Origin of the sequence: Pseudomonas sp. HN11 (assembly GCF_021390155.1) — a bacterium.
Classification (GTDB): Bacteria; Pseudomonadota; Gammaproteobacteria; order Pseudomonadales; family Pseudomonadaceae; genus Aquipseudomonas.
On sequence record NZ_CP089985.1, the window covers coordinates 5,773,417 to 5,788,547 of the forward strand.

Annotated in this window: 11 protein-coding genes; 10 read left to right on the top strand and 1 reads right to left on the bottom strand. The window is 60.4% G+C overall.

Annotated elements, in window-relative coordinates:
* Positions 1 to 288 precede the first annotated feature (288 nt).
* The 3 genes from LVW35_RS26515 (at position 289) to choV (ending at position 3,323) form a co-directional block, all read left to right on the top strand.
* On the top strand, positions 289 to 1,236 hold the full coding sequence (locus tag LVW35_RS26515; RefSeq protein WP_233892689.1) for a choline ABC transporter substrate-binding protein: 948 nt from the start codon (positions 289 to 291) through the stop codon (positions 1,234 to 1,236).
* A gap of 66 nt (positions 1,237 to 1,302) precedes the next feature.
* On the top strand, positions 1,303 to 2,148 hold the full coding sequence (gene choW, locus LVW35_RS26520; protein WP_016972877.1) for a choline ABC transporter permease subunit: 846 nt from the start codon (positions 1,303 to 1,305) through the stop codon (positions 2,146 to 2,148).
* On the top strand, positions 2,145 to 3,323 hold the full coding sequence (choV, locus tag LVW35_RS26525; RefSeq protein ID WP_133075421.1) for a choline ABC transporter ATP-binding protein: 1,179 nt from the start codon (positions 2,145 to 2,147) through the stop codon (positions 3,321 to 3,323). Before choW ends, choV begins: the two co-directional genes overlap by 4 nt.
* Positions 3,324 to 3,425: 102 nt before the next feature.
* On the opposite strand, the gene LVW35_RS26530 is transcribed toward choV, so the two are convergent.
* Positions 3,426 to 5,360, bottom strand: a complete 1,935-nt coding sequence (locus LVW35_RS26530) for a BCCT family transporter (RefSeq protein ID WP_233896553.1) — start codon at positions 5,358 to 5,360, stop codon at positions 3,426 to 3,428.
* 379 nt (positions 5,361 to 5,739) lie between these two features.
* Between LVW35_RS26530 and betI the strand changes: the two genes are divergently transcribed.
* From betI to mdtD, 7 genes are all read left to right on the top strand, one after another.
* On the top strand, positions 5,740 to 6,333 hold the full coding sequence (gene betI, locus LVW35_RS26535) for a transcriptional regulator BetI (protein WP_016972880.1): 594 nt from the start codon (positions 5,740 to 5,742) through the stop codon (positions 6,331 to 6,333).
* Between the two features lie 91 nt (positions 6,334 to 6,424).
* Positions 6,425 to 7,897, top strand: a complete 1,473-nt coding sequence (betB, locus tag LVW35_RS26540) for a betaine-aldehyde dehydrogenase (protein WP_233892690.1) — start codon at positions 6,425 to 6,427, stop codon at positions 7,895 to 7,897.
* Positions 7,898 to 8,034: 137 nt separating this feature from the next.
* Positions 8,035 to 9,738, top strand: a complete 1,704-nt coding sequence (gene betA, locus LVW35_RS26545; protein WP_233892691.1) for a choline dehydrogenase — start codon at positions 8,035 to 8,037, stop codon at positions 9,736 to 9,738.
* Positions 9,739 to 9,864: 126 nt separating this feature from the next.
* Positions 9,865 to 11,307, top strand: a complete 1,443-nt coding sequence (locus LVW35_RS26550) for a TldD/PmbA family protein (protein WP_233892693.1) — start codon at positions 9,865 to 9,867, stop codon at positions 11,305 to 11,307.
* On the top strand, positions 11,307 to 12,623 hold the full coding sequence (locus tag LVW35_RS26555; protein WP_233892694.1) for a TldD/PmbA family protein: 1,317 nt from the start codon (positions 11,307 to 11,309) through the stop codon (positions 12,621 to 12,623). The genes LVW35_RS26550 and LVW35_RS26555 overlap by 1 nt, the downstream gene beginning before the upstream one ends.
* Positions 12,624 to 12,786: 163 nt before the next feature.
* Positions 12,787 to 13,635, top strand: coding sequence for an alpha/beta fold hydrolase (locus tag LVW35_RS26560; RefSeq protein ID WP_233892695.1), 849 nt, complete (start codon positions 12,787 to 12,789; stop codon positions 13,633 to 13,635).
* Positions 13,636 to 13,670: 35 nt separating this feature from the next.
* A complete protein-coding gene (gene mdtD, locus LVW35_RS26565; RefSeq protein WP_016977771.1) occupies positions 13,671 to 15,098 on the top strand; it encodes a multidrug transporter subunit MdtD in 1,428 nt (475 codons plus the stop codon).
* Positions 15,099 to 15,131: the final 33 nt, after the last annotated feature.

The window sequence follows — 15,131 nt, forward strand, 5'->3', positions numbered from 1 at the left end:
CTAACGCCGCTCACGTGCGAACCAGCGTTTTGGCCGTTTTAAGCGGTGCAGATGGGCAAAAACTGCGGTTTCGCCTCTGGAAAAATCTGTAAGCGACGTCACCGACACTGGATACGACCATCCCTGTACTGGATACGACGCCCCCTGTAGGCGTCAGATTTTCACTGGTACATGATCAGTCTCGACTCGTTTGCAAGGCACCGTGCCAGAGCTGTTGTCGCACGCACCAACCGCAACACCTATAAAGCGCGGCGAATGCCGCCAGAAAAAACACAGGAGTCTACCCCGATGAAAGGTTCACCCCAGTTGTTGTTGGCCGCCATGCTGAGTCTGCCAGTCATGGCGCACGCTGCAGAACCGGAACAGTGCAAGACCGTCAACTTCTCCGATGTCGGCTGGACCGACATCACTGTCACCACCGCGACCACCAGCGAAATCCTCAAGGGCCTGGGCTACAAGCCGCGCACCACGATGATTTCCGTACCAGTGACCTACAAGTCCCTGGCCGACGGCAAAAACATGGACATCTTCCTCGGCAACTGGATGCCGACCATGGAAAACGACATCAAGCAGTACCGCGATGCCGGCACCGTGGAAACCGTGCGCGCCAACCTGGAGAACGCCAAGTACACCCTGGCTGTCCCGGAAGCGCTGTACAACAAAGGCCTCAAGGACTTCGCCGATATCACCAAATTCAAGGATGAGCTGGGCGGCAAGATCTATGGCATCGAGCCGGGCAATGACGGCAACCGCACCATCCAGACCCTGATCGACAAAGATGCTTTCGGATTGAAAACCGCGGGTTTCAAAGTGGTTGAGTCCAGCGAAGCCGGCATGCTCTCCCAGGTCGAACGCGCCACCAAGCGCGACCAGGCCATCGTGTTTCTCGGCTGGGAACCGCATCCGATGAACACCCGCTTCAAGATGAAATACCTGACCGGGGGTGACGACTCGTTCGGCCCCAACTACGGCCAGGCCACCATCTACACCAACACCCGCAAGGGCTACACCGAGGAATGTAGCAACGTGGGTCAGTTGCTGAAAAACCTGGTGTTCACCCTGAACATGGAAAGCACCCTGATGGGTAATGTCCTGGACGACAAGATGAAACCCGACGCCGCGGCAAAAGCCTGGCTGAAAAAGAACCCGCAAGTCCTCGACACCTGGCTCGCCGGTGTCACCACCGTAGATGGCAAACCAGGACTCGACGCCGTTAAAGCCTACCTCGCCAAGTAATGTTGTCCCCGGGGCGGTGCGCTGCCCCGGGATGTTTTCCCTCTTCGCATGTGGACATTCACTACCATGCTGACTGAACAGAAAATCCCACTAGGCCAGTACATCGCTGCCTTCGTCGAATGGTTGACCCAACACGGCGCCAACTACTTCGACGCAATCGCATCGACACTGGAAACGATGATCCACGGCGTGACGTTCGCGCTGACCTGGTTCAATCCGCTGGCATTGATCGGTCTGATTGCGCTGCTGGCTCACTTTATCCAACGTAAATGGGGACTGACTGTTTTTGTCATCGCCTCCTTCCTGCTGATCCTCAACCTGGGGTACTGGCAGGAAACCATGGAGACCCTGGCGCAAGTGCTGTTCGCCACCCTGGTCTGCGTGGTCATCGGCGTGCCGCTGGGCATCGTTGCCGCGCACAAACCGCTGTTCTACACCATGATGCGGCCGGTGCTCGATCTGATGCAGACCGTACCGACCTTCGTCTACCTCATCCCTACCCTGACCCTCTTCGGGCTGGGTGTGGTGCCCGGGCTGATTTCCACGGTGGTGTTCGCGATTGCCGCGCCGATCCGCCTGACTTACCTGGGTATCCGCGATGTACCGCAAGAGTTGATGGACGCCGGCAAGGCCTTTGGCTGCTCGCGCCGTCAGTTGCTCTCGCGCATCGAACTGCCCCACGCCATGCCGAGCATTGCCGCCGGCATTACCCAATGCATCATGCTGTCGTTGTCGATGGTGGTGATCGCAGCCCTGGTAGGCGCCGACGGCCTCGGCAAACCCGTGGTCAACGCGCTGAACACCGCCGATATCGCCTTGGGCTTTGAAGCCGGCCTGGCGATCGTACTGCTGGCCATCATGCTCGACCGCATCTGCAAACAACCGGACGCTAAAGTAGGGGGTGATGCATGAGCATTATCCGATTCGACAATGTCGACGTGATCTTCTCCAAAGACCCACGTGAAGCACTCAAGCTGCTGGACCAGGGCATGAGCCGTAACGAAATCCTGAAAAAAACCGGCCAGATTGTCGGCGTGGAAAAAGCCAGCCTGGACATCGAAAAAGGCGAGATCTGCGTGCTGATGGGCCTGTCGGGTTCCGGCAAATCCAGCCTGTTGCGCTGCATCAACGGTCTTAATACTGTGAGCCGTGGCCAGCTGTTCGTGGAGCATGAAGGTCGCCAGATCGACATCGCCTCCTGCACACCCGCAGAGCTGAAAATGATGCGCACCAAACGCATCGCCATGGTGTTCCAGAAATTCGCCCTGATGCCCTGGCTGACAGTGCGCGAAAACATCAGCTTCGGCCTGGAAATGCAAGGCCGCCCTGAGAAAGACCGACGCAAGCTGGTGGATGAAAAACTCGAGCTGGTGGGCCTGACCCAATGGCGTAACAAGAAGCCTGACGAACTCTCCGGCGGCATGCAACAGCGCGTCGGCCTGGCCCGTGCGTTGGCGATGGACGCCGACATCCTGCTGATGGACGAACCCTTCTCCGCCCTTGACCCGCTGATCCGCCAGGGTCTGCAGGACGAGCTGCTGGAACTGCAACGCAAGCTGAGCAAGACCATCGTGTTCGTGAGCCACGACCTCGACGAGGCGCTCAAATTGGGCAGCCGCATCGCGATCATGAAAGACGGCAAGATCATCCAGTACAGCGTGCCGGAAGAGATCGTGCTGAACCCGGCGGATGACTACGTGCGGACGTTCGTCGCCCATACCAACCCGCTGAACGTGCTGTGCGGCCGCAGCCTTATGCGCACCCTGGACAACTGCAAGCGTGTGAACGGTTCAGTGTGCCTGGACCCGGGCGGCGACTCGTGGCTGGACTTGGCCGAAGGCAACACCATCAAGGGTGCTCGCCAGAATGGCGCGGTGATGAACCTGCAGAACTGGGCGCCAGGGCAAGCGGTGGAAGGTTTGGGCCGAGTGCCGACGCTGGTGGATTCGAATATCGGCATGCGCGATGCGTTGCAGATTCGTTATCACACCGGGAACAAGCTGGTGTTGCATGACAACAACCAGGTGGTGGGAATTCTCGGAGACAGTGAGCTGTATCACGCTCTCTTAGGCAAAAACCTGGGTTAAGCCACACCGCAAAGCAAAGGTGGGAGCAAGCCCGCTCCCACATTTTGATCTATGTACAACATAAAAAAGTGGCGCCAGTGAAGGCGCCGCTCGCTTCAACTATCAGCTATAGACACGGCCAAGGAGCTGCCGATGGCTTTCAAACTGATCGAGCACATCCCGGGTGATCTGTTCCTGGGTGAAGCCCATCAGGTCGTATTCCTGAGGTCCGTTGTGCAGGTACACCTCGGCACGGTAGTAACGGGTGCGCTCTTCTTCGGGCAGATCGGTCGGTGCCGACGAGTAAGCATCCAGGCTCACTTCGTAGACAAACGGGTTGCCCTCTTCCATCTCGATGCGCACACCAATGCAGCGCTTGGACTTACCGAGCAACGTCTGCACTTGCAGCCCCTGTTCACGCAAGGCCGTCGCCGCTTCTTCCAGCGCTGGCGTCACGTGTTTGTCCATGAAACGCTGCACGGTGCCTTGGCTCGGTTGCAAGTCCAACGCGGTCAAACGCTCGCTGAAACCACGACGGCCACGCTCGGCCAATTGCGCCTGCTCCTGTTCGATGGCCACGTCCTGGCGCATGGCCTTGTGCAAGCCAAACATAAAGAAGATCAACACCACCGAGAACGGCAGCCCCGCCAGCACCACCATGGTCTGCATGGCTTCGAAGTTGCCGGCGAACAGCAAGCCGATGGTCACCAGGGTGATCACCGCCGACCAGAAGATTCGCAGCCAGTGCGGCGCATCTTCATCCACATTGCCGCCTTTGCAGGACAGGTTGGCCATCATCACCGCGCCGGAATCCGCCGGGGTCAGGAACAGCACGAAACCCACGAAGATCGACACGCCGATGACGACTTTCGACGCTGGGTAATGCTCAAGCAACTGGTAGATCGCCATGGACGGCTGTTCCAGTGCGGTCTTGCCCAGCTCCACCGCGCCGTGGTTCAGCACCAGGTCCAGGGCCGAGTTACCGAAGATCGACAGCCACGCCAGGGTGAAGCCCAACGGGATCAGCAGCACGCCCGCCACCAGCTCGCGCACTGTGCGACCACGGGAAATACGCGCGATGAACATGCCTACGAATGGCGCCCAGGAAATCCACCAGGCCCAGTAGAACAGGGTCCACAGGCCCATCCAGCGCTCGGTCTTGTCGGCATCGCCTTCGTACACGTAGAGGTCGAAGGTTTTCAGGATGATGCCGTTAAGGTAGTCACCGGTGTTCTGCACCAAGCCGTTGAGCAGATGCAGAGTCGGGCCGAACAACAGCACGAAGATCAGCAAGCCGCTGAACAACACGATGTTAAGGTTGGACAGGCGGCGAATGCCGTTCTCCACACCCGACACGGCGGCGATGGTTGCCACGGTGCTCATCACGATGATCACGATCAGCAGGTTGGTGTTGCTGTGTTCCATGCCAAACAGGTTTTCCAACCCGGACGACACCTGCATCGAACCGATCCCCAGGTTCGTTACCAGGCCCAGCAGGGTCACGAACATGCCGAAACCATCCACCGCGTGGCCGGCCGCGCCTTTCACCCAACGCTCGCCCACCAGCGGGTACAGCGCCGAACGCAGGGCCAGCGGCTGGTTATGGCGATACGCGAAGTACGCCACGGCCAGGCCGACCAGGGCATAGATCGCCCAGCCGTGCAGGCCCCAATGCAGGAAGGTCAGTTGCAGCGCCTGGCGTGCGGCGCCATTGCTGGCGGCAGCGCCTTCGGGCGGGTTGAAGTAGTGGTCCAGCGGCTCGGAAGCACCGAAGTACAACAGCGAGATGCCGATGCCCGAGGAGAACAACATGCCGGCCCAGGCGCCGTAACTGAAGTCCGGGGTGTCGTCCTTGCTGCCCAGTTTCAACTTGCCATAGGAGGAAAACGCCAGACCCACCACAAACACCAGGTAGGCGGCGATGACCACCATGTAGTACCAGCCGAAGCTTTTCGACAGCCACGCCTGGGCGACACCGAGCATGCGCCCGGCCTCCTGCGGGGCGATGATCAGAATGGCAGTCAACAACAGAATCAACGCGGTGGAGGTGTAGAACACCCAACCGTTGACCCGCACCTTTTCCGGCGGGGTCTTTATAAGAGAGGCAGAACTCATGGCGCAGATGCTCCGGGCAGTGCGAGAGAGAAACACAAGGCAACGGTTATCCCGGGACATCGATTTTTCGGCAGTCGACGGACGGGTGTTATAAAGACACCCCTTAAATCCCTGCACCCCATGAGCGCAGTGCCCAGGGACGTTTCAGGGGTTTAACCAGGTGTCGGATGTCGCGCCTTCAGGTAAGAAACACCTGTAGGACGCGACCATTTGTCGCAGATCTTATTCTTTGTTGATTGAACGTTCAATCAAAACAAAATAGACTGGCCCTCAAGCCGACGGACGTTGATCGCCCATCGGCAGGCCTAAGGAGAGGTGCTACATGCCCAAGGTCGGTATGCAACCCATACGCCGCCAGCAGTTGATCGAAGCCACGCTTACGGCCATCGATCAGGTCGGAATGGGAGATGCCAGCATTGCGCTGATCGCCCGTTTGGCCGGCGTCTCGAACGGCATCATCAGTCACTACTTTCAGGACAAGAACGGCCTGATCGCCGCGACGATGCGGTACTTGATGAATGTGCTGATCGAGAACGTCCACGAACGCAGGCTTGCGCTCACGGACGACAGCCCCCGTGCTCACCTGCAGGTGATCATCGGCGGCAACTTCGACGCCAGCCAGGTCAACGGTCCGGCAATGAAAACCTGGCTGGCCTTCTGGGCCACCAGCATGCACCACCCGTCTTTGCACAGGTTGCAGCGGATCAACGATCACCGTCTGTATTCCAACCTGTGCTGCCAGTTCCGCCGTGTGTTGCCGCTGGAAGATGCACGCAGCGCAGCCCGAGGCCTGGCGGCCCTGATCGACGGTTTGTGGTTGCGCGGCGCCCTGTCGGGAGACGCTTTCGACACGGAGCAGGCGCAACGGATCGCTTACGAATACATGGATTTCCAATTGGCCAAGCAGGTGAGTTAGAGCACACATAACCGCTCAACCCCTGAACGCTGTCGCCCCGGCTTACGGTGCGGCGGTCAACGCCAACCACTTATGCACTTGCGAGGACTTTATGGCCCGTTTCGAACTGCAAAAACTCTACATTGACGGCGGCTACAGCGACGCTGGCAGCGATGCCACCTTCGAAGCCATCAACCCGGCTAACGGTGAAGTTCTCGCCCAAGTGCAACGCGCTACTAAAGAAGACGTTGAACGTGCCGTGGTCAGCGCCGAAAAAGGCCAGAAAATCTGGGCTGCGATGACCGCCATGGAGCGTTCGCGCATCCTGCGTCGCGCCGTCGATATCCTGCGTGAGCGCAACGATGAGTTGGCCGCCCTGGAAACCCTGGACACCGGTAAAGCCTTCTCCGAAACCAAATACGTCGACATCGTTACCGGCGCTGACGTGCTGGAATACTACGCAGGCCTGGTGCCGGCCATCGAAGGCGAGCAGATTCCGTTGCGCGACACGTCGTTTGTCTACACTCGCCGCGAGCCGCTGGGCGTGGTCGCCGGTATCGGCGCCTGGAACTACCCGATCCAGATCGCCCTGTGGAAATCCGCGCCGGCCCTGGCCGCCGGTAACGCGATGATCTTCAAGCCAAGCGAAGTCACCTCGCTGACCACCCTGAAACTGGCTGAGATCTACACCGAAGCCGGTGTTCCGGCTGGCGTGTTCAACGTCTTGACAGGCAGCGGCCGTGAAGTCGGCACCTGGCTGACAGAGCACCCGCGCATCGAGAAAGTCTCGTTCACCGGCGGCACCGACACCGGCAAGAAAGTCATGGCCAGCGCTTCCAGTTCTTCGTTGAAAGAAGTGACCATGGAACTGGGCGGCAAGTCCCCGCTGATCATCTTCGACGATGCCGACCTGGATCGCGCCGCCGACATCGCGATGATGGCCAACTTCTACAGCTCCGGCCAGGTCTGCACCAACGGCACTCGCGTGTTTGTACCGAAGCATCTGCAAGCGGCGTTCGAAGCCAAGATCGTCGAGCGCGTTGCGCGCATCCGTGTGGGCGACCCGCAGGACGACAACACCAACTTCGGTCCACTGGTCAGCTTTGCCCACATGGAAAGCGTGCTGGGCTACATCGCCAAGGGTAAAGAGCAAGGCGCCCGCCTGCTGTGCGGCGGCAACCGCCTGACCGACGGCGACTTCGCCAAAGGCGCCTACGTGGCCCCGACCGTGTTCACCGACTGCACCGACGACATGGTCATCGTGCGTGAAGAAATCTTCGGCCCGGTGATGAGCATCCTCACCTATGAAACCGAAGAAGAAGTGATCCGCCGCGCCAACGACACCGACTTCGGCCTGGCCGCTGGCCTGGTGACCAAGGACCTGAACCGCGCCCACCGCGTGATTCATCAGCTGGAAGCGGGTATCTGCTGGATCAACGCCTGGGGCGAGTCCGATGCGAAGATGCCGGTCGGTGGCTACAAGCAATCCGGTGTGGGCCGTGAGAACGGGATCAGCTCGCTCAATAACTTCACGCGCATCAAGTCCGTGCAAGTCGAGCTGGGTGAGTACGCTTCGGTATTTTGATTAGCTGATCCAGCTATCAGCGGCAAGCTTCAAGCTGCAAGTAAAAGCAGTTTGGTTTGCCGCACCTCCCAGATACACCGCTCGCTGCTCTTTCTTGCAGCTTGAAGCTTGGAGCTAGCAGCTCCCCCGGAGTACAAATGACTCAAGAATACGACTACATCATTGTTGGCGCCGGCTCCGCCGGTAACACCCTGGCGACCCGTCTGACCGAAGACGAAGGCGTCACCGTCCTGCTGCTGGAAGCCGGCGGCCCGGACTACCGCCTGGACTTCCGTACCCAGATGCCCGCCGCCCTGGCCTTCCCACTGCAAGGCCGCCGCTACAACTGGGCCTATGAGACCGATCCAGAGCCACACATGGACGGCCGTCGCATGGAGTGCGGTCGCGGCAAGGGCCTCGGCGGTTCCTCGCTGATCAACGGTATGTGCTATATCCGTGGCAACGCCATGGACTACGACAACTGGGCGAAATTGCCAGGCCTGGAAGACTGGACCTATCTGGATTGCCTGCCGTATTTCCGCAAGGCCGAAACCCGCGACATCGGCCCGAACGACTGGCACGGCGGTGATGGCCCGGTCAGCGTGACCACGCCTAAAGCCGGTAACAATCCACTGTTCCACGCCATGGTGGAAGCCGGCGTGCAAGCTGGCTACCCGCGTACCGAAGACTTGAACGGCTACCAGCAAGAAGGCTTCGGCCCGATGGACCGTACCGTCACGCCAAAAGGCCGTCGTGCCAGCACCGCGCGCGGTTACCTGGACACCGCCAAGAAGCGTTCGACCCTGACCATCGTCACCCACGCCCTGACTGACAAAGTATTGTTCGAAGGCAAGCGTGCCGTTGGCGTGCGTTACTTGATCGGCGCCGCCGAAGAGCGCGTTGAAGCCCGCGCCCGTAAAGAAGTGCTGGTGTGCAGCGGCGCGATCGCTTCGCCGCAACTGCTGCAACGCTCCGGCGTCGGTCCGGCCAAGCTGCTGGAAAGCCTCGACATCCCGGTGGTCCACGATCTGCCAGGCGTCGGCGAAAACCTGCAGGACCACCTTGAGCTGTACCTGCAATACGCCTGCACCCAACCGGTATCGCTGTACCCATCGCTGCTCTGGTACAACCAACCGGCCATCGGTGCCGAGTGGCTGTTCAACGGCACCGGCATCGGCGCCAGCAACCAGTTCGAAGCAGGCGGTTTTATCCGTACCCGTGAAGAGTTCCAATGGCCGAACATCCAGTACCACTTCCTGCCGGTGGCGATTAACTACAACGGCAGCAACGGTGTGAAAGAACACGGTTTCCAGGCGCACATGGGTTCCATGCGTTCGCCGAGCCGTGGCCGTATCCAGCTGAAGTCGAAGAACCCACGGGACTACCCGAGCATCCTCTTCAACTACATGTCCACCGAACAGGACTGGCAGGAATTCCGCGACGGCATCCGCCTGACCCGTGAAATCATGCAGCAGCCGGCACTGGACCCGTACCGTGGCCGCGAAATCAGCCCCGGCATTGACGTGCAAACCGATGAGCAACTGGACAAGTTCATCCGCGAGCACGCTGAAACCGCGTTCCACCCGTCCTGCTCGTGCAAGATGGGCACCGACGACATGGCGGTCGTGGACGGCGAAGGCCGCGTGCATGGCATGCAAGGCCTGCGTGTGGTGGATGCCTCGATCATGCCGATCATCACCACCGGCAACCTGAACGCGCCGACGATCATGATCGCCGAGAAAATCGCCGACAAGATCCGTGGCCGCCAGCCATTGCCGCGTAGCACCGCCGACTACTACGTGGCGGGCGATGCGCCGGTGCGTGGCAAGCCGATGCGTGAAGTGGGGCCTACTGCGCAGTAACTGATACACCCTGGAGTGAGCGGGCTTGCCCCGCTCACTCCAATGATCGCCTCTCCTTGATCAGCTAAGCACCCCAGGCCTACTCTGTTTGCCTGCCCGCGCTGAGCTGCCCACAAGGAAGGCCCCATGTTCGACCATCACGCCACACTCAAACAGCATTTCAGTGCCCTGCGCACCTCTGCGGAGTTTTTCTCGCTGCGCTATGTACGCGAATCCGGCCAATACCTGGCCGTGCGCAAAAACGTCGCCGAACCTCCCCACCTGAACCACGACGAGGGCGCCATGCTCACCGTGCGTCTCAACGGTGTGGAAGCCTATGCGGCGACCAACGACATTTCCCTGCCTGGCCTGCAAGCCGCCCTTGAGCGCGCCGAACAGCAAGCCCGGCAAATCTTGCCCCACGCCCTGCTCGACCTGCGCGACCAGCACGTCTCCAGCGATGTGGCGGACTACCTGTCCCCCGAGCTCAACCAGCCGTTCCCGTCCCTGAGCGACTGCTACCAACTGCTGGGCGACGAATCCGCCGCCGTGCCCACGGACGAGCGCCTGGTGAGCTGGGAAATCAGCCTCGGACTGACCCACGTCGAGCAGATCTACCTCAATAACGCCGGCGCCGAGCTGCGCCAGGCCCAGCGTTTCGTGTTCCCCGGCGTCAACGTTACTGCCTATGACGGCAACGACAGCCAGACCCGCACCCTCGGCGGCAGCAACTTCGGCCAGCAAGGCGGTTTTGAGGTGATCAGCCGCTTCGGCCTGGTCGGTGCCGCGCCACGCATCGCCGACGAAGCCCTGCAACTGCTGCTCGCGCCCAACACCCCCAACGGCCCGCGCGACCTGTTGCTGATGCCTGACCAGATGATCCTGCAGATCCACGAATCCATCGGCCACCCGCTGGAACTGGACCGCATCCTCGGTGACGAGCGCAATTACGCCGGCACCAGTTTTGTGAAGGCCAGCGACTTCGGCCATCTGCAATATGGCTCCAAGTTGCTCAACGTGACGTTCGACCCGGACATCCCCGAGCAACTCGCCAGCTACAGTCATGACGACGACGGCACGCCCGCCAGCAAGCAGTTCCTGATCCGCGAAGGGCTGCTGCTCAAACCGCTGGGCGGTGCGCTGTCGCAATTCCGTTCGGGCATGAATGGCGTGGCCAACAGCCGGGCCAGCAGTTGGAACCGTGCGCCCATCGACCGCATGGCCAACCTGAACATCGAAGCGGGCGACAAGAGCCTTGCGCAACTGATCGGCGGCATCGAAAACGGCATTCTGATGTCGACCAACCGTTCATGGTCCATCGACGATGCGCGCAATAAATTCCAGTTCGGCTGCGAATGGGGCCAACTGATCGAGAACGGCGAGCTGAAAGGCGTGGTGAAGAACCCCAACTACCGTGCCATTTCTGCCAACTTCTGGCGCAACCTCAGTGCGGTTGGCGATGCCAGCACCTTCAAGGTCTTGGGCACGCCGAACTGCGGCAAAGGCGAACCCAACCAGGTGATCCGCGTTGGCCATGCGTCGCCGGCCTGCGTATTCAGTGATGTCGACGTATTTGGGGGAGACGCCTGATGAACAACTTCAAGGCACTGGTGGAATGGCTCAAGCAGGCCATCACCGCCAACGAACAATTCCACCTCGGCTATGCGGACGAAGCGTCCGAGTTCGTGCGTTTCAACCACGCCAAGGTGCGCCAGGCCGGCCAGGTGCAACAGGCCAGCCTCAACCTGAAACTGATCAACGATGGTCGCCACGCCGACCTGGGCATCACCCTAGCCGGCGAGCCCGAGCTGGACCGCCAACGTTTGGCCGATGGCCTGCAGCAATTGCGTGAAACCTTGCCGTTGCTGCCGCAGGATCCTTACCTGCTGCTCAATCACAACGCCTGGCAGAGCAACAACGAACAGACTCGGCCCTTGCCGGCATTGGCCCAAGTGCTGCAAGACATCAGCCAGGCAGCAGAAGGCGTCGATCTGGTGGGTTTTTATGCCGCCGGCCCTATCAGCCGTGGCTTTGCCAGCTCCGACGGCGCCTTCGGCTGGCACCGTGCCAATAGCTTTAACTTCGATTTCAGCCTGTTCCACGCCAATGGCGAAGCCGTGAAGGCCAGCTACGCCGGGCACACCTGGGACAGCGCCGAGTTCGCCGCGCGCTTCCAGCAGGCCCGCGAGCAGCTTGAGTTCCTCGGCCGTCCACTGCACAAACTGGCGCCCGGACAATACCGCGCCTACCTCGCCCCGGCGGCGATTGAAGAAATCATCAGCATCATCACCTGGGGCGGGTTTTCCGCCCAGGCCATCGCCAGCAAAGGCAGCTCGCTGCAAAAGCTGTATGCCGGTGAACAGTCCCTGAGCCCGCTGGTGACATTGACTGAACAGATCAGCGGCTCCCTGAGCCAGGCGTTTTCCACCGAAGGTTACCCACGCGGCGACGTCACGCTGATCAAGGCGGGGAAAGCCGACGGCCAGTTGATCAACTCGCGCAGCGCCGCCGAATACGGTTTGAGCACCAACGGTGCAAGCAGTGATGAATCGCCCAGCGCCTTGCAGATGGCCGCCGGCAGCCTGGCCCAGGCCGATATCCTCAAGCAGTTGGGCACCGGGCTGTACATCAGCAACCTGTGGTACCTGAACTATTCGGACCTGCCGGCGGCACGCCTGACCGGCATGACGCGCTTTGCCACATTTTGGGTGGAAGACGGCGAGATCAAGGCGCCGGTCAGCACCATGCGTTTTGATGACAGCGTCTATAACCTGCTCGGTTCGCAGTTGGAAACCCTGACCGCTGATCGGGAACTGCTGTTGTCGGCCAGTACTTACAGCCAGCGCAACACCGCCTCCAACCTGTTGCCGGGGGCCTTGGTAAAACGCCTGACCCTGACCCTGTAAGCTTCTTACGCCTGTAGACATGGCTCTTCCTACAGGCGTTTCATCTCCTCCGCAGGACACCTTCCTTTCCTCCAAAATCCTCGTTATAAGGGTTAATGGCATCCCGCCACCCCACCCACGAGAGCACGACCTTGCCCGGGATAGGGCAAGCTGGAGCGTTGACATGAACCATGGAAGTTTTGTCATTGAGAAGCTGTTCAAGCACTACAACGTTCATGTTGAGCAACTAGGAAACGATTCTGGAAAGAAGACCGTCTTGATGGTCAATGGCGCGCTGTCCACCACGCGTTCCTTCGCTCGCACCAGCAAATGCCTGGCCGAGCACTTCAATGTATTGCTGTTCGACCTGCCGTTCTCCGGCTATTCCCGCGAACACAACACTGACTTGGACCTGGTCACCAAGGACGATGAGGTGCAGATGCTGCGCGCCCTGGTTGAACGCTTCGAAGTTAACCACCTGGTGTCGGCCTCCTGGGGAGGCATCTCCACGTTGCTGACCCTGGCGCACAACCCGCCCTCCATTGAAAGCTCCGTGGTGATGGCCCTAGCGCCCAACCTCAACCAGGCCATGCTCGACTATGTGGAGCGCGTACGCGTACTGATCGAGGCGGATGACAAGTCTGCCGTCGGCCACTTGCTCAATGAAACCGTAGGCAAATACCTGTCGCCCCGACTCAAGCGCAACAACCACCGTCACCTGTCGACCATGGCCACCACCGAATACCGCCAGGCACGCTTTCATATCCACCAGGTGCTGGCCTTGGGCGATGGCAATTACCTGCCGGCACTCCGGCAGATTGAAACGCCGGTGCACTTCCTCAATGGAGCCTTGGACGAATACACCCCCGCCGCCGAGGCCCAGTCGTTCAAGCAGTACGTGGGGCGCAGCAGCTTTGCCGTGGCCGAACAGACTGGTCACTTGCTCGACCTTGAATCCAGCGAAGCCGCCGCGGCGGTGCACCGTGAACTGCTGGATTTCCTGGTGGGAAAACACACGACGGATGGCGCATAATCGGCAACACATAGCCTGCTAACAAAAGGTTTTCCATGCCGAACCGTGTCCCGCTCGATGCCAAAACCGCCCGCTGGCTCCCCTGGGTGGTTGCGATTGCCTTCTTCATGCAGTCGCTGGACGGGACGATCCTCAACACGGCATTGCCGGCCATGGCCCGGGACCTCGCGGAAAACCCGCTGCGCATGCAGGGCGTGGTGATCGCGTACATGCTCACCGTCGCCCTGCTGATCCCGGCTTCGGGCTGGATCGCTGACCGCTTCGGCACCAAGAAAATCTTTTTTGGCGCAATCATGCTGTTCAGCATTGGCTCGCTGCTGTGTGCCTTGTCCAGCAGCTTGACCATGCTGGTGGGCGCACGGGTGATCCAAGGCCTGGGAGGTGCGCTGATGTTGCCCGTGGGACGGCTGGTGGTGTTGCGTGCGTATCCGCGCTCCGAACTGGTGCGCATCATGGGTTTCATCACCATCCCCGGACTGCTTGGCCCACTGCTCGGCCCGACCATGGGCGGCTGGATGGTGCAATACCTGACGTGGCACTGGATCTTCCTGATCAACCTGCCGGTGGGCATGATCGGCTGCTATGCCGTGTGGAAATTCATCCCCGACCTGCGCGGCAGTGAGCGCACGCGCTTCGACGGGATCGGCTTCCTGCTGTTTGGCGCGGCGATGGTACTGATCACCATCGCCATGGAAGGCCTGGGCGAACTCCACTTACCGCACCTGCGGGTGATGTTGCTGCTGTTCGGCGGCCTCGCGTGCCTGGCGGCGTATTGGCTGCGGGCCGGGCATATCGATAATCCACTGTTCTCGCCGGTCTTGTTCAAGACCCGCACCTTCGCCGTGGGCATCCTTGGCAATCTGTTTGCGCGGTTGGGCAGCGGCGCCTTGCCGTTCCTGGTGCCGCTGTTGTTACAGGTGGCGCTGGGTTATTCACCGTCGGAAGCCGGCATGAGCATGTTGCCCCTGGCGGCGGCGGCGATGTTTGCCAAATCCGTGGCACGCCCGCTGATCGAGCGCCTGGGCTATCGCATCGTGTTGACCGGCAACACCCTGGCCCTGGGCATCATGCTGGCGAGCATGGGCCTGGTCACGGAACACACGCCCTACCCGCTTCTGCTCGGGATGCTGGCAGTGCTGGGGGCGATCAACTCGCTGCAATTTACCGCGATGAACACCGTCACCCTGATCGACCTGGATGACGCCCAGGCCAGCAGCGGCAACAGTTTGCTGTCGGTGGTGGCGCAGTTGTCGTTGAGCCTCGGGGTCGCCTGCGCGGGTGCACTGCTTGGCGGGTTCACCGCCGAAACCGGCAACGACGGCGTCAGCACGGTACTGGGCGCGTTTCAGCTGACCTTCCTCACCGTGGGCATCATGGCGATGCTGGCGGCGGCGATCTTCCTGCAACTGTCGCCAAAAGACGGCAAACGCGCAGCCAGCCCGGAGCAGCATATTGAGCATTGAGGCAGCTGCAAGCTTCAAGCCTTAAGCTTCAAG

Bases quoted from the DNA above. Each gene is read 5' to 3' on its own strand.
- betA (WP_233892691.1), top strand. From the start codon at position 8,035: ATGACTCAAGAATACGACTACATCATTGTTGGCGCCGGCTCCGCCGGT.
- LVW35_RS26555 (WP_233892694.1), top strand. From the start codon at position 11,307: ATGAACAACTTCAAGGCACTGGTGGAATGGCTCAAGCAGGCCATCACC.
- choV (WP_133075421.1), top strand. From the start codon at position 2,145: ATGAGCATTATCCGATTCGACAATGTCGACGTGATCTTCTCCAAAGAC.
- betB (WP_233892690.1), top strand. From the start codon at position 6,425: ATGGCCCGTTTCGAACTGCAAAAACTCTACATTGACGGCGGCTACAGC.
- LVW35_RS26550 (WP_233892693.1), top strand. From the start codon at position 9,865: ATGTTCGACCATCACGCCACACTCAAACAGCATTTCAGTGCCCTGCGC.
- betI (WP_016972880.1), top strand. From the start codon at position 5,740: ATGCCCAAGGTCGGTATGCAACCCATACGCCGCCAGCAGTTGATCGAA.
- mdtD (WP_016977771.1), top strand. From the start codon at position 13,671: ATGCCGAACCGTGTCCCGCTCGATGCCAAAACCGCCCGCTGGCTCCCC.
- choW (WP_016972877.1), top strand. From the start codon at position 1,303: ATGCTGACTGAACAGAAAATCCCACTAGGCCAGTACATCGCTGCCTTC.
- LVW35_RS26560 (WP_233892695.1), top strand. From the start codon at position 12,787: ATGAACCATGGAAGTTTTGTCATTGAGAAGCTGTTCAAGCACTACAAC.
- LVW35_RS26515 (WP_233892689.1), top strand. From the start codon at position 289: ATGAAAGGTTCACCCCAGTTGTTGTTGGCCGCCATGCTGAGTCTGCCA.